This is a genomic window from Croceicoccus sp. BE223, from assembly GCF_031457155.1.
Taxonomy (GTDB): domain Bacteria; phylum Pseudomonadota; class Alphaproteobacteria; order Sphingomonadales; family Sphingomonadaceae; genus Croceicoccus.
In genome coordinates this window covers 316,654-329,499 of sequence record NZ_JAVDWB010000003.1, presented here as the reverse complement: position 1 = coordinate 329,499, position 12,846 = coordinate 316,654, and the positions used below count along the sequence as shown (strand labels likewise).

The following is a 12,846-nucleotide window of genomic DNA, read 5'->3' as shown; positions in this document are numbered from 1 at the left end:
GCTTTCTAGCGGCTAATCGTCGCGCATGGCCAGTCCCCCTGCCCGCGGGCCACGCAAATCGAACCGCTGGCGCGCACGGCCCGTCGCGTGTAGGGGGCGCGGGTGATGGAAACCGATACGTCCCCCTCCCGCATCGCCCCTGCCCCCAAGGTGGGCATGGTCAGCCTCGGCTGTCCCAAGGCGCTGGTCGATTCCGAACGCATCCTGACCAGGCTGCGCGCCGACGGCTACGCGATGAGCCCCGATTACGAGGGCGCCGACGTCGTGCTGGTCAACACTTGCGGCTTTCTCGATTCCGCGAAGGAGGAAAGCCTGGAGGCGATCGGCGAGGCGATTGCCGAGAACGGCCGCGTCATCGTCACCGGCTGCATGGGCAACGAGGCGGAGCTCATCCGCGCCCGCTTTCCCGACGTTCTCGCCGTCACCGGCGCGCACCAGTACGAACAGGTGGTCGAGGCGGTGCACGAAGCAGCGCCTGCCGAACGCGGACCGTTCGTCGACCTGATCCCGCAGCCCTCCGCACTCAAGCAGCGAAGCGATAGCGCCGAAGACTATGTCAAGCTGACGCCGCGGCACTACAGCTATCTGAAGATCTCGGAGGGCTGCAATCACTCCTGCGCGTTCTGCATCATCCCGGACCTGCGCGGCAAGCTTGCCAGCCGCCGCATCGACGCGGTGCTGCGCGAAGCGGAAAAGCTCGTTGCCGCCGGGACGAAGGAACTGCTGGTCATCAGCCAGGACACCTCGGCCTATGGCGTCGACGTGCGGCATGAAGAGCGGACGTGGAAGGACCATCCGGTCCGCACCCACATGACCGACCTCGCCCGCGAGCTGGGCCAGCTGCGCACGCCCGAGGGGCAGACGCCGTGGACGCGGCTGCACTACGTCTATCCCTATCCGCACGTCGACGCGGTCATCCCGCTAATGGCAGAGGGGCTGCTGACCCCATATCTCGACATCCCGTTCCAGCATGCCAGCCCGTCGGTCCTGCGCGCGATGAAGCGTCCGGCGAACGAGGCGAAGGTGCTCGAGCGGCTGAGGTCGTGGCGCGCGATCTGCCCCGATATCGCCATCCGCTCCAGCTTCGTCGTCGGCTTCCCCGGAGAGACCGAGGACGACTTCCGCTACCTGCTCGACTGGCTCGAGGAAGCGCAGCTCGACCGCGTCGGCGGCTTCCGGTTCGAGCCCGTGGAGGGCGCGCAGGCCAATGCCCTGCCCGACCCCGTGCCCGAGGCGGTCAAGGAAGAACGCTACGCCCGCCTGATGGAGGTGACCGAGCGGATCAGCGCGGCCAAGCTTGCCGCCAAGGTCGGTCGCACGATCCCGGTGATCATCGACGAGGTGGGCGAGCCGGACGAGGACGGCGACATCGGCGCTACCGCCCGCAGCCAGGCCGATGCGCCCGAAATCGACGGCAGCGTCTTCCTGCGCAACGTGCCGGCCACGCTGCGGCAGGGCGATTTCGCGATGGCGACCATCGAGGAAGCCGACGCGCACGACCTGTTCGGCTTTATCGCCTGAACGACTACGGCTAGACCCATCGCGATGACCGATTCCCGCATCTTTACCGCCGCCCTTCTCGTCATCGGTGACGAGATCCTCTCCGGCCGGACGCAGGACAAGAACATCGCGCAAGTCGCGAGCTGGCTCGGCGTGCAGGGCATCCGCCTGCGCGAGGTGCGCGTCGTGCCCGACGTGATCGACGCCATCGTCGAGGCGGTGAACGCCCTGCGCGCGCGCAACGACTATCTCTTCACCACCGGCGGCATCGGCCCGACGCATGACGACATCACCGTCGACGCGGTGGCGCAGGCCCTCGGCGTCGCGGTCGAGATTCACCCCGAGGCGCGCGCGATCCTGGAGAAGTACTACGCCGACAAGGGCGGCGTGAACGAAGGGCGCCTGCGCATGGCCCGTGTCCCCGCGGGGTCGGATCTCATTCCCAACCGCTATTCCGGCGCGCCCGGCATCCGCCACGGCAACGTGTTCCTGATGGCCGGGGTGCCGCACATTACCGCGGGAATGCTCGACGCCCTGACCGGCGAGATCGAGGGCGGCGCGCCGCTTCTTTCCGGCACGGTCGGCGCGTGGGTGCCCGAAAGCGAGATCGCGGGCCTCCTGCACGAGATCGAGCGCGCGCACGAGGGATCGCAGATCGGCTCCTATCCCTTCTTCCGCGAAGGGCGCGTCGGCGCGAACTTCGTCGTCCGCTCGACCAGCGCGGAAACGGTGCAGAGCTGCATCGACACCCTGTGCGAAGGGCTGGGCGAGATGGGCTACGATTTTACTCCGGGCGGCATCTGAGGCGCGATCGACACGGCCCTTGCGTCAAAAGCGGTTTCCTCTGTAATCATCCTGCCTGACCTTACCGCCGCGCAGGATTTCCCATGACCGATCGTCGCACGTTCCTCGGTGGCCTCGCCGCCACCGCCCCCGCCGCACTCGGCATGGTGCCGCTCGCCGCTCCGGCGCGGGCGCAGGACGGGATGGCCGGGCCTGCCCTCTTCGGCTCGCCCTCGCGCACCTTCCCCTTCGCGCCCGACGTCTATCGCGAACGGCGCGCGAAACTGATGGCGAAGATGGGCGGCGGCGTCGGCGTGGTCTATTCGGCCACCTCGCAGCCCGAAGGCGTGCTCGACCCGCTTTCGAGCCAGGACGACGACTTCGAATACCTCACCGGCATCCAGGACGAAGTGGGCGCGGCCCTGCTGCTGGCCCCGTCCGAAAGCGGCGTGCGCGAATACCTGTTCTTGCGCCCCCGCGATGACGAGAGCGAACGCTGGGAAGGCGTGCGCCTTTCGACCGGCGCGGAACTGGAACGGCGGACAGGCTTCGACAAGGTCTATCGCAGCGGTTCGCTTCCCGGCATGACCAGCTCGCTCGCCGGACGTTCGGGCAAGATGCACTTCCTCGGCCCCGTCGTTTCGCCCAATGCGCCGGTGCCCGCCGCGCTCGAGCTCTACGGCAAGATCGCGCAGCGCAATCCGGGCGTGGTGACGGTCAATTCCGCCACGATGATCCGCGACATGCGGGTGCAGAAGGAGCCGCGCGAGATCGCGCACATCCGCAAAGCGATCGCCGCGACCGAGGCCGGTCTGATGGCCGCGATGCAACAGGTCCGCGTCGGCATGACCGAGCGCGAGCTGAAGGCGATCATCGAGAACGCCTTCCGCGCCAACGGCGGCGACGGTCTGGGCTTCCAGTCGATCACCGCCACCGGCCGGGCCAGCGCGGTGCTGCACTACGACGGCAACGACGGGGTCATCCGCGATGGCGACATGGTGCTGTGCGACGTGGGCGCGCATGTCGGCGGCTATTCGGCCGACATCACCCGTTCCTTCCCCGCCAACGGCCGCTTCACCGACGAGCAGCGGCGCATCTACGACACCGTGCTGGCGGCGCAGAACGCGGGGCAGCGGGCGCTGAAGGCGGGTGTGCCCTATACCGCGGCGCAGGATGCGGCGGAAAAGGTCATCGACGCATCGGGCAACGGCGACGCCTTCTGGCACAGCCTCGGGCATTTCGTCGGGCTCGACGTCCACGATGTCGGCGACGTCCGCGCGCCGCTGCCCGAAAACGCGGTGGTTACCATCGAGCCGGGCATCTACCTGCCCGAGCGCGGCTTCGGCGTCCGGATCGAGGACGACTACCTCATCACCCGCGGCGGGGCAGAGCACATGAGCACCGGCGTCCCGCGCGATGCCGCGGCGATCGAAGCGCTGATGGCTCGCTGACCCCTTGGCCTGCTTACCGGCCGTTAACCTAACCTCCCTATGGCTCTTCGCGGGCGCATATCGAGGACAGGGCATGGTGAATTCGCGGCAGGCCGATCGGCTGGGGGTCGAGGCGCAAGGCAGCTTCCGGCGCGGGCCCGGCCTGGCCCAGACCGCGTCGGTGGTCGACCTGACGCCGCTCGGCTGCCGCCTGATCGACATTCCGCGCAATCTCTCTCGCGGCGAGGCGCTGACGCTTCGCATCGGCAATGTCGGCCCGATCCCCGCGACCGTGCGCTGGCTGAAACTGGGCCGGGAGGCCGGGCTGGAATTCGACACGCCGCTGACCGGGGTCGCGTTCAACGTCCTGCTCGGCCAGCATCGCCTCACCCCGCTCGATCCCTATCGCGCTGAACTGAGGGCGCTTCACAACGATGCGATCGCGCCGGCCAAGGCGAGCCATACCGAAGAAGCGGAGCCTGCAATCGAGGACAAGGTCGTTCCCATCCACGCCCGCGATCCGGAGGCCGAGCGCCGCGCCAGCCTGAGGATCGCCGCCAACGATCCGGCGATGATGCTGGGCACCGGGGGAGACCCGGTCGAGGTGCGCATCGCCGACTTCTCGAACGATGGCATGCGCCTGGGGCTCGCCAACGCGAACATCGCGCCGGGATCGCCGGTCAGTATCGTCTTTCCCGACAACGAGATCGTGCACGGCGAAGTGCGCTGGAACAACGGCCAGGGCCTCGGCATCCGGGTGCTTCGCATCGGCGACGACGTGCTCCGGGCGGCCACTTCGCCCGTTGAGGTATATGTCCCGGTGCCTGATGCCGATCCGGACATTCCGGGCACCGAAGCTGCCGCTAAGTGGCCGGAGCCGGCTGCGGACGATGACGGGGACTTGCCTTGGCCGGTGGCCCAAGCCGAAACCCGATCACACCACGACGAACCGTCGGAGCCCGACGCGGATGCCTTCCTGACCGAGCTCGACTGCGCGCCCGAGGGGCTGACCGCGCTGTCCGACATGCCGAGCGAGCACCTGGAACGCTTCGCGGCCTTGCTGGAAGCGGCCAGGGCCTGCGATTTTGCCGCGATCAGCGTGCGGGTCACGGCCGCGGGGATCGAGATGGACCTCGCCTACCGGCCCTGACGGCTCGACGCTGCCCACGCAAAAAGGGCCGCGAGCATGGTGCTCGCGGCCCTTTTTTCATGATCGTCCGCTCCTGTTCGAAGCGGTCCGCGATCGCGGCAATCAGGCGCCGGCGATCTCGGCGGTGTCGATCTTCAGGCCTGGGCCCATCGAGCTCGTCACCGTGATCTTGCGGACATACTTGCCCTTGGCGCCCGACGGCTTCGCCTTGACGATCGCATCGACGAAGGCGTCGAAGTTCGCCTTCAGCGCATCGTCGGAGAACGACAGCTTGCCGAGACCCGAGTGGATGATGCCCTGCTTCTCGACGCGGAACTCGACCTGGCCGCCCTTGGCGTCCTTGATCGCCTGTTCGACGTTCGGGGTGACGGTGCCCAGCTTCGGGTTCGGCATCAGGCCCTTGGGGCCCAGCACCTTGCCGAGGCGGCCGACGACGCCCATCATGTCCGGCGTCGCGATGACGCGGTCATAATCGAGGTTGCCGTTCTGCATGTCTTCCATCAGGTCCTCGGCACCGACCTTGTCGGCACCGGCGGCCAGCGCCTTCTCGGCGTTGTCGCCACGGGCGAAGACGGCGACGCGAACGTCCTTGCCGGTGCCCGAAGGCAGCGACACCATGCCGCGGACCATCTGGTCGGCGTGGCGCGGATCGACGCCCAGGTTCATCGCGATCTCGAAGGTCTCGTCGAACTTCGCGCTCTTCAGGTCGCGCAGGGTCTGCAGCGCTTCATTGAGGCTGTAGAGCTTTTCCGCGTCGAGCTTGCCGGCGAGCGCCTTCTGCTTCTTGGTCTGCTTTGCCATCGGTTCAGCCCTCCACCACTTCGAGGCCCATCGAGCGGGCGGAGCCTTCGATGATCTTCATCGCCTGATCGATGTCGTTGGCGTTGAGATCGGCCATCTTGGTTTCGGCGATCTGCTGCACGGCGCTGCGCTTGATCGTTCCGGCCGAGACCTTGCCCGGCTCCTTCGAGCCCGACTTAAGGTTCGCGGCCTTCTTCAGCAGGAACGACGCCGGCGGCGTCTTGGTGATGAAGGTGAAGCTGCGATCGGCATAGACGGTGATGACCGTCGGGATCGGCATGCTCTTCTCGAGCTCCTGCGTGGCAGCGTTGAACTGCTTGCAGAATTCCATGATGTTGACGCCGCGCTGGCCCAGCGCGGGGCCGATCGGCGGCGACGGATTGGCGGCGCCCGCAGGCACCTGGAGCTTGATGTAGCCCTCGATCTTCTTGGCCATGACGGCCTCCTTTCACACTGTCGGGCAGGCCTTGCGGCGCACCCTCATGATAAGCGGTCAGACAGCGGCCGAAGCCGCCTCCCGCACGGGTTCCCAAGAATGGGAAGGCGCGCCCATAGCGACGGGCGCGCCCCAATGCAACTTACTTGACGAGTTCGACCTGCTCGAAGTCCAGCTCGACCGGGGTTGCGCGGCCGAAGATCGACACGCCGACCTTGACCTTGTTCTTGTCGAAGTCGAGTTCCTCGACCACGCCGTTGAAGCTGGCGAAGGGGCCATCGAGCACCTTCACCGAATCGCCGATCTCGTAGTCGACGCTGACTTCGCGCTTGGGCTGCGCGGCCAGTTCGTCGCGCTGGCCGAAGTAGCGGGCCGCCTCGCGCTCCGAGATCGCCTGCGGCTTGCCGCCGTTGCCGAGGAAGCCGGTGACCTTGGGCGTGTTCTTGACGAGGTGGTAGATATCGTCGTTCATCGCCAGCTTGGCGAGGACGTAGCCCGGCATCGTCTTGCGCTCGGTCTGCACCTTCTTGCCGCGCTTCACTTCGGTGACGGTCTCGGCCGGCACCTCGATCTGTTCGACCAGCGCCTCGAGCCCGGTGCGCTCCGCCTCGGCGAGGATGGCTTCCTTCACCTTGTTCTCGAAGCCGGAGTAGGCGTGGATGATGTACCAGCGAGCCATGTTCTTTGTCCTGTTGTCCTATGCGATCAGGCGAGCGACAGAAGCCACTGCATGGCTGCACCGAAGACGGTGTCGATGCCAAGGAAGAAGATCGACAGGATCAGCATCATGATGCCGACGAAGATCGCCGTGCTGATCGTCTCCTGCCGGGTCGGCCAGACGACCTTGGACCCTTCCGCGCGAACCTGGCGGATGAACTCTCCGGGGCTGGTCTTGGCCATATCGTCCTCTTCGCCTTCAAAAGCGTGATCTGATGATGCCGTGAAGCTGGCTCCGCGGCTTTCGGCATCGGAAGCGCCGCTCCCCGCGAAAACGGGTTTCGGCATTGGTCCATCGCCGCTCCGAGCGAGGCTGGGAGACGGCGTCCAATTTTCCGATGTCGGAATTACGCTGCTGCCAATAGTGCGCAGATCGCCCGCGTGCAAGGGGCGATGCGCTTCAGCCGGGCGGCGGCCACGCGCCGAACCGTGCACGGTCGGCGCCCGGCGCTTTCCATGCGCGTCGCTTCGGGTTAGCCCTGTCGCCACCAGCAGACACGATGGGAAACCTGATGAGCGCAGCAACGCCGGGCGGAAACGGCCTGATCGACCATGTCACCAACGTGTCCGACTTCATCTGGGGCGGCACATGGCACGGCGAGGCGGTGCTGGCCGTCGGCGGGCAGCCGGTACCACCGATGACGCTGATCCTGCTCGGCGTCGGCCTGTGGTTCATGGTCGGCCTGCGGTTCTATCCGCTGCGCAACCTGTTTCCCGCCTTCGCCGGCCTTTTCCGCGGGCGCAAGGGCCAGGGCGCTGGCGAGATCAGCCCCTTTGCCGCCCTGTCGACCGCGCTGTCGGGGCAGGTCGGCACCGGTAACCTGGCCGGGGTGGCGACCGCGATCTCGCTGGGCGGGCCGGGCGCGATCTTCTGGATGTGGATCACCGCGCTGATCGGCATGGCACTGGCCTTTGCCGAGGGCTCGCTGGCCATCCGCTACCGCGAGACGACCAGCGAAGGCGCCTATCGCGGCGGTCCGATGAGCTACATCATGATCGGGTTGGGACCGAAATGGACCTGGCTGGCGGTGCTGTTCTGCATCGGAACGCTGTTCTCGGCGCTGGTCACCGGCAACTCGATTCAGGCGAACGCGGTGGCAGACGGTCTCAACGAGATGTTCGGCATAGAGGAATGGCTGGGCGGCCTGATCACCGCGATCGCCGTTTTCGTGGTGATCATCGGCGGCATCCGGTCGATCGGCAACGTCGCGGAAAAGATCGTCCCGATCATGGCCATCGCCTATGTTGCGATGGCGATCCTCGCGATCCTCCTCAACATCCAGGACATTCCCGAGACTTTCACTCGCATCTTCGAAGGCGCCTTCAACCCGCAGGCGGCGAGCGGCGGTTTCGTGGGAGCGGCGATTGCCCTCGCCATCCGGGCGGGCGTTGCGCGCGGCCTCTTCTCGAACGAGGCGGGCCAGGGTTCGACCCCCATCGCCCACGCCGTGGCGCAAACCGACGATCCGCAGCAGCAGGGCCGGATGGCGATGCTGGGCACCTTCATCGACACCATCGTCATCTGCACGATGACGGCGCTCGTCATCCTGACGGTGGAGGGTGATTTCACCGGCGCCGGCACGGCGGTCAAGCACGCCTGGCAATCCGACCTGCAGGGCTTTGCGATGACCTCGGGCGCCTTTGCCGCGGCCTTCCCCATGGCGATCGGAACGATCCCGGCCGGAACACTCGTCGCATCGATCGCGCTGATCCTGTTCGTTTTCACCACCCTGCTGACCTGGAGCTATTACGGCGAACGGGCGATCACCTTTCTCTACGACCGATTTCCCGGCAGCGACCGGCGCGGGGAAAAGGCGATGCTGGTCGGCTGGCGCGTACTGTGGTGCCTGGTGATCTTCATCGGTTCGTCGCAGGATCTGACGCTGGTCTGGCGGCTGGGCGATATCGCGAACGCGACGATGGCGCTGCCCAACCTGCTGGCGCTGGCGCTGTTGTCGGGCGTCGTGTTCCGCCTGGCCAAGGGCGAGCGCCGGGCCGGCAAGGATCACCTGAAGGTGACCGACGAAGAGCCGAACGAATACTGAACATGAGCGGGCGGCGTTTCGGCCGGGGTGCTGCCCTTCTTGTGCTCTTGGCCGGAGCCGCGCCAGTCCTGCCGCATGGCGGCGGCGTCGATGCGGCGGGGTGCCATGTCGAGAAGCGAACCGGCCTGCGTCATTGTCACGGACAAAGGGCTTCGACCCAGCCGCCCGTGGTTTCGGCACAAGGGGGCTATTATCCGACCTGCGCGGAAGTGCGCGCCGCCGGACGCGCGCCGCTTCGCCGCGACGAACCGGGATATCGGGCGGGCCTCGATCGCGACGGCGACGGTGTCGCCTGCGAAGTCCATCGCTGAGCCAGGCAAGGCAACCTTCGTTCTTTTCCGGGCACTCGGCCCGGCGCATCGGGCCATTCGATCCGCCCCGCATTCGGCACCCGGTTAATCTGCAATTCACCCGCCTAACGCCGAATTGCCGTGGCGTACCGCGGGGCGGTTTTCATCCCCTCCCCCTCCCCGCCCCGCGGTGCGACTCGCGACACGGGAAAGCACATGACGCGGGCAGGATTAGCCTCACCCCTCTTGCCATAGCCGCGATCCCGGTCGCGGCGCAGGCGCAGGACGCGCCCGGCGCTACCCTTGCACCGAAGACGAAGTCAGACGCGGCGGTCAGCGCAGCCGACGTTAGGCCGTAGAAGAAACCGCCCGCACCAAGGGCAAGGCCGCGACGACCAGCGTTACGACCACGGCCGGAATCGCACTGGACCGCGCCACGGCATTCGGTGGATCGGCGACCGGATCGGCCAGTGGAGCGGCGCTGGGTGGCTGCCCTTCGGTAGGTGCGCAGGCGGGCCACTGATCTGCTTCGATCAAAGGCAATCCCAAGCATTGGGGCGCGTATCTGTTCCCGGACGCGCAAACGCTGCGCTGCAGGATCTGGCACGCAGATCCTCTTTTTCACGAATGCGGCGGTGTCGGGGAAATGGCAGGAGTGGCAGGATTCGAACCCGCGGCCCTCGGTTTTGGAGACCGATGCTCTACCAACTGAGCTACACTCCTGCAGGTGATGCGCCCTCTATCGCCCTCAACGCTGGCTGACAAGCGTCTCTTCGCCGCTTTTCCGGCAAACCTTGCGGGACCGGATCGGTCGAGCGCCACGAGATCAAGGTCCGCGTGACAATCGGCGCGAACGAAGGCAAAGTTCGGCGACGATGTCGAAGCCCCAGCCCCCTGCCGACACGCAGCCCGTCATCGACCCGGAGCTTCTGCTGCTCGCCTACCGGTCCGGCATCTTTCCGATGGCCGAAACTCGCGACGACCCCGAGATCATGTGGATCGAGCCGCGCGAACGGGCGATCATCCCGCTGGGCGGGCTGCAACTGTCGCGCTCTCTCATCAAGACGCTGCGCCGCGACAGGTTCGAGGTGACCTGCAACCGCGCCTTCGAACAGGTGATCGCCGGATGCGCCGCCCCGCGCGACGGCGAGGAAGCCGACGTGTCGGAAAGCTGGATCAGCAACCGGATCACCGCCAGCTATGTCCTGCTGCACAAGCTGGGTCATGCCCATTCGATCGAATGCTGGCGCGAAGGACGGCTCGTCGGCGGGCTCTACGGGGTGGAGTTCGACCGGGTGTTCTGCGGCGAATCGATGTTCAGCGTGGAATCGGATGCGTCGAAGGTCGCGCTATGCTGGCTGGTCGCGGCGATGCGGGCGGCGCGGATGGAACTGCTCGACTGCCAGTTCATGACCTCGCACCTCGCTTCGCTGGGCGCGGTCGATCTGCCGCAGGCGCGCTATCTCGAACTCGTCCAACAGGCCTGCCGCCCGAAGGCCGAAGACCCTTACGTCGCGTTGCCCGAAGGCTTTGCGTCCTTGCTGTCCGCGTCGGACCTCGATGCTTCCTCCTCGCCGGGGAAGGTCATCGCGCAGTCCTTGATCCAGACATCGTAGATCGGATGCTCGACCACGTTCAGTGACGGGCTGTTGAGGAACAGCCAGCCGGAGAAGATCCGGTTCCAGGTTGGCCTCGACCGCTCGCCGTCGGGCGTCACGAAGACCTGGACGAAGGCGCCCTCTTCCGGCTCCGGGTCCCACGGCGGGCGGCGCTCGCACGTGTCGAGCCTGACGAGGACATCGTCTACGCGCTTCTGCTCACCGGGCTTCAGCTCGATGTCCTGAGTCAGGTTGTTGCGCTTGTTGAGCAGGCCCAGCGTCGCGACCCGCTCGTTCAGCGGCGTGCCCTGCGGCAGCCCGTCCTCGCCGATCACCGGCTCGGCTTCGGCATTCAGCTTCTGATTGCCTGGCGCCTTGGCGACCGAGGTCTCCTTCTTCACGCCCTTGGCCGCCGCGTCCGGCTGGGGCTCGCCGCCGCAGCCGGCGAGGAGGAGCGCCGTTGCCAGGGGCAGCAGGACACCGCGAATCACTGGTCGGGCGACCAGGCTTCGTAATCGCCGCTGGCGCGGGCGCGCACCCCGCCCTTTTCCAACGCGCCGGCGGGGCGATAGGCCGCAGCGGTGCCGGTGGCGTTGGGCGTGTAGTCGACTTCCCAGATGCGCGGCGGCGGCAGGTTCGATTCGGGCACGTCGTCGAACGCGCCGTGAAGCCAGCCGTGCCATTCGGCGGGCACGCGGCTGGCGTCGTTCGATCCAGAATAAATCACCCAGCGACGTTCCTGGCCCAGCGAATTGGGCTTCTTGCCGCGGAAATACCTGTTGCCCTGGGCATCGGTGCCGACTTCGACGCCGTTCTTCCAGCTATCGAGCAACGTGCCGACGGTCGCACCGTCCCACCAGGTGAAGATCTTGCCCAGAATGCTCATTGAACGCACGTGCTCATTGTACCACCATGTCCATCGTGCCCGCCGATTAGCGCCACCCGGCCCCTTCCGCAACCACGCAGCGTCCACCCTTGCGCCGATAGTCGCTTCGCTTGCGACCGCCGGCGGCAAGTCGCTCCGGTCAGGGCCGCTTGAAGCGCACCTTGCCGCCCTCGCGGATGCGCAGTTCTGCCGCCCGGCCGCCGGGGATCTCCAGGACATAGGGCGCCGGTCCCTTCGACGGGATGGGCGTCGACGAATAGGGCACGGTATTTGTCGCGATCGTGTCGATGGTGCCGTCGGCAGCGATGAAGATGATGTCGAGCGGAATGTAGGTATTCCGCATCCAGAAGCTGCGGCGCACCGGAACCGTTTCGGTCGTGGTGAAGTCGAACAGCATCCCCTCGTCCGCGCCCAGTTCGGTGCGGAACATGAGGCCGCGTTCGCGCTCTTCGGGCGTGCTGGCGTATTCGGACACGAATAGATGCGGTCCGTTCGCCGTGTCCACGGTCACCGCGATCAGCGGCAATCCCGAAACAGGGTGCGTCTTCGCTTCGCGCTCACTCGCGGCTGCGGCGGTCACGCCCGATCCCGGCGCACAGGCCGGCAGCAGCAACAGCAGGGCAAGGCTTGCGACCCTTGCGATGTTCATCATCGATCCTCGCGACCGGTCTCTTCTTCGGCGGCAGCGACCCATTCGCGCGCCGTGTCGGCGTCTGCCGCTTCGACCATGCGCCGTGCCGTATCGAGCGAATGGCCCGCGCGCAACATCGCCGCGACCTGCTTTTCGCGGACCGCCCGGTCGGCAGGCGGCGCACCGTCGCTTCCGAACGGCCCGAAACGCCGCTTTTCGGCAAGGCGCAGCGCCGCCTCGCGCAGCCGCGCCTCGCTCACCTCGACCCGGTCCTCCTTGTCGACCCCTGCGGTGTCGAGCGCTTGGCCGACCCGCCGCAGACCATAACCGCGCCGCAGCAGGCTGCCGGTTCTCGCCCGCGCGAACTCGCCGTCGTCGACATAGCGGTTGGCGACGAAGCGGGCGACAAGCGCATCGACGTCAGGTGCGGCGACCCCGTCGTCGCGCCCTTCCCAGCCGCGTTCGCGCAACTTGCGGCGGCAATAGCGGCCCAGTCCCTGCGCGGTGGTGGCAAAACGGGCGACATAGGCGAGCGCCATCTCCTCCAGCGCAGCCGTAGACAGGGGCCTTGCAGCCCTT

15 protein-coding genes and 1 tRNA gene are annotated in these 12,846 nt (G+C 66.8%); 7 read left to right on the top strand and 9 right to left on the bottom strand.

All coding sequences use genetic code 11. The features are described 5' to 3' along the window. Nucleotides 1-105 precede the first annotated feature (105 nt). From rimO to J2X37_RS09105, 4 genes are all read left to right on the top strand, one after another. Entirely contained in the window at nucleotides 106-1,521 is a 1,416-nt protein-coding gene (gene rimO, locus J2X37_RS09120) for a 30S ribosomal protein S12 methylthiotransferase RimO (protein WP_310020248.1), read from the top strand. A gap of 24 nt (nucleotides 1,522-1,545) precedes the next feature. Further along, a complete protein-coding gene (locus J2X37_RS09115; protein ID WP_310020246.1) occupies nucleotides 1,546-2,304 on the top strand; it encodes a competence/damage-inducible protein A in 759 nt (252 codons plus the stop codon). Nucleotides 2,305-2,387: 83 nt separating this feature from the next. Continuing rightward, nucleotides 2,388-3,734, top strand: a complete 1,347-nt coding sequence (locus J2X37_RS09110) for a Xaa-Pro aminopeptidase (protein ID WP_310020243.1) — start codon at nucleotides 2,388-2,390, stop codon at nucleotides 3,732-3,734. Between the two features lie 73 nt (nucleotides 3,735-3,807). After that, nucleotides 3,808-4,863 (top strand): PilZ domain-containing protein, encoded by a 1,056-nt coding sequence (locus J2X37_RS09105; protein WP_310020241.1) that lies wholly within the window; start codon nucleotides 3,808-3,810, stop codon nucleotides 4,861-4,863. Nucleotides 4,864-4,965: 102 nt separating this feature from the next. Here J2X37_RS09105 and rplA read toward each other — a convergent pair whose 3' ends face one another. The 4 genes from rplA to secE form a co-directional block, all read right to left on the bottom strand. After that, nucleotides 4,966-5,664, bottom strand: coding sequence for a 50S ribosomal protein L1 (gene rplA, locus J2X37_RS09100; RefSeq protein WP_310020238.1), 699 nt, complete (start codon nucleotides 5,662-5,664; stop codon nucleotides 4,966-4,968). 4 nt (nucleotides 5,665-5,668) lie between these two features. After that, nucleotides 5,669-6,100, bottom strand: coding sequence for a 50S ribosomal protein L11 (rplK, locus tag J2X37_RS09095; RefSeq protein WP_310020236.1), 432 nt, complete (start codon nucleotides 6,098-6,100; stop codon nucleotides 5,669-5,671). A 142-nt stretch (nucleotides 6,101-6,242) separates the two neighbouring features. Beyond that, nucleotides 6,243-6,779, bottom strand: coding sequence for a transcription termination/antitermination protein NusG (gene nusG / locus J2X37_RS09090; protein ID WP_310020234.1), 537 nt, complete (start codon nucleotides 6,777-6,779; stop codon nucleotides 6,243-6,245). Nucleotides 6,780-6,805: 26 nt separating this feature from the next. Further along, the gene (gene secE, locus J2X37_RS09085; protein WP_310020231.1) at nucleotides 6,806-7,000 is read right to left on the bottom strand and encodes a preprotein translocase subunit SecE; all 195 of its coding nucleotides are present in this window, start codon (nucleotides 6,998-7,000) and stop codon (nucleotides 6,806-6,808) included. A gap of 329 nt (nucleotides 7,001-7,329) precedes the next feature. Between secE and J2X37_RS09080 the strand changes: the two genes are divergently transcribed. Both J2X37_RS09080 and J2X37_RS09075 read left to right on the top strand, forming a co-directional pair. Then, complete coding sequence (locus J2X37_RS09080) at nucleotides 7,330-8,862, top strand: alanine/glycine:cation symporter family protein (protein WP_310020230.1); 1,533 nt, start codon at nucleotides 7,330-7,332, stop codon at nucleotides 8,860-8,862. Between the two features lie 2 nt (nucleotides 8,863-8,864). Continuing rightward, complete coding sequence (locus J2X37_RS09075; RefSeq protein ID WP_310020228.1) at nucleotides 8,865-9,173, top strand: excalibur calcium-binding domain-containing protein; 309 nt, start codon at nucleotides 8,865-8,867, stop codon at nucleotides 9,171-9,173. Nucleotides 9,174-9,799: 626 nt separating this feature from the next. Here the strand turns inward: J2X37_RS09075 and J2X37_RS09070 are convergent. After that, nucleotides 9,800-9,875 (bottom strand) — tRNA-Trp (locus J2X37_RS09070). Nucleotides 9,876-10,027: 152 nt separating this feature from the next. Between J2X37_RS09070 and aat the strand changes: the two genes are divergently transcribed. Continuing rightward, nucleotides 10,028-10,768 carry a leucyl/phenylalanyl-tRNA--protein transferase gene (gene aat, locus J2X37_RS09065; protein ID WP_310020225.1) on the top strand — a complete coding sequence of 247 codons (741 nt, stop codon included), beginning with the start codon at nucleotides 10,028-10,030 and terminating at the stop codon, nucleotides 10,766-10,768. On the opposite strand, the gene J2X37_RS09060 is transcribed toward aat, so the two are convergent. The 4 genes from J2X37_RS09060 to J2X37_RS09045 all read right to left on the bottom strand — a co-directional run bounded on the left by J2X37_RS09060 (nucleotide 10,660) and on the right by J2X37_RS09045 (nucleotide 12,806). Beyond that, nucleotides 10,660-11,241, bottom strand: a complete 582-nt coding sequence (locus J2X37_RS09060) for a DUF2155 domain-containing protein (RefSeq protein WP_310020223.1) — start codon at nucleotides 11,239-11,241, stop codon at nucleotides 10,660-10,662. The genes aat and J2X37_RS09060 overlap by 109 nt on opposite strands. Further along, nucleotides 11,238-11,636, bottom strand: a complete 399-nt coding sequence (locus J2X37_RS09055) for an NADH:ubiquinone oxidoreductase subunit NDUFA12 (protein ID WP_310020221.1) — start codon at nucleotides 11,634-11,636, stop codon at nucleotides 11,238-11,240. Before J2X37_RS09055 ends, J2X37_RS09060 begins: the two co-directional genes overlap by 4 nt. Nucleotides 11,637-11,775: 139 nt before the next feature. After that, nucleotides 11,776-12,285, bottom strand: coding sequence for a DUF192 domain-containing protein (locus J2X37_RS09050; RefSeq protein ID WP_310020219.1), 510 nt, complete (start codon nucleotides 12,283-12,285; stop codon nucleotides 11,776-11,778). Next, nucleotides 12,285-12,806, bottom strand: a complete 522-nt coding sequence (locus tag J2X37_RS09045) for a RecX family transcriptional regulator (RefSeq protein ID WP_310020217.1) — start codon at nucleotides 12,804-12,806, stop codon at nucleotides 12,285-12,287. Before J2X37_RS09045 ends, J2X37_RS09050 begins: the two co-directional genes overlap by 1 nt. Nucleotides 12,807-12,846 lie beyond the last annotated feature (40 nt).

Excerpts from the sequence above, each read along its gene's own strand:
- rplA (WP_310020238.1), bottom strand. The coding sequence starts at position 5,664 with ATGGCAAAGCAGACCAAGAAGCAGAAGGCGCTCGCCGGCAAGCTCGAC.
- J2X37_RS09055 (WP_310020221.1), bottom strand. The coding sequence starts at position 11,636 with ATGAGCATTCTGGGCAAGATCTTCACCTGGTGGGACGGTGCGACCGTC.
- J2X37_RS09115 (WP_310020246.1), top strand. The coding sequence starts at position 1,546 with ATGACCGATTCCCGCATCTTTACCGCCGCCCTTCTCGTCATCGGTGAC.
- J2X37_RS09050 (WP_310020219.1), bottom strand. The coding sequence starts at position 12,285 with ATGAACATCGCAAGGGTCGCAAGCCTTGCCCTGCTGTTGCTGCTGCCG.
- rimO (WP_310020248.1), top strand. The coding sequence starts at position 106 with ATGGAAACCGATACGTCCCCCTCCCGCATCGCCCCTGCCCCCAAGGTG.
- J2X37_RS09045 (WP_310020217.1), bottom strand. The coding sequence starts at position 12,806 with ATGGCGCTCGCCTATGTCGCCCGTTTTGCCACCACCGCGCAGGGACTG.
- J2X37_RS09110 (WP_310020243.1), top strand. The coding sequence starts at position 2,388 with ATGACCGATCGTCGCACGTTCCTCGGTGGCCTCGCCGCCACCGCCCCC.
- nusG (WP_310020234.1), bottom strand. The coding sequence starts at position 6,779 with ATGGCTCGCTGGTACATCATCCACGCCTACTCCGGCTTCGAGAACAAG.
- aat (WP_310020225.1), top strand. The coding sequence starts at position 10,028 with ATGTCGAAGCCCCAGCCCCCTGCCGACACGCAGCCCGTCATCGACCCG.
- rplK (WP_310020236.1), bottom strand. The coding sequence starts at position 6,100 with ATGGCCAAGAAGATCGAGGGCTACATCAAGCTCCAGGTGCCTGCGGGC.
- J2X37_RS09075 (WP_310020228.1), top strand. The coding sequence starts at position 8,865 with ATGAGCGGGCGGCGTTTCGGCCGGGGTGCTGCCCTTCTTGTGCTCTTG.
- secE (WP_310020231.1), bottom strand. The coding sequence starts at position 7,000 with ATGGCCAAGACCAGCCCCGGAGAGTTCATCCGCCAGGTTCGCGCGGAA.
- J2X37_RS09080 (WP_310020230.1), top strand. The coding sequence starts at position 7,330 with ATGAGCGCAGCAACGCCGGGCGGAAACGGCCTGATCGACCATGTCACC.
- J2X37_RS09105 (WP_310020241.1), top strand. The coding sequence starts at position 3,808 with ATGGTGAATTCGCGGCAGGCCGATCGGCTGGGGGTCGAGGCGCAAGGC.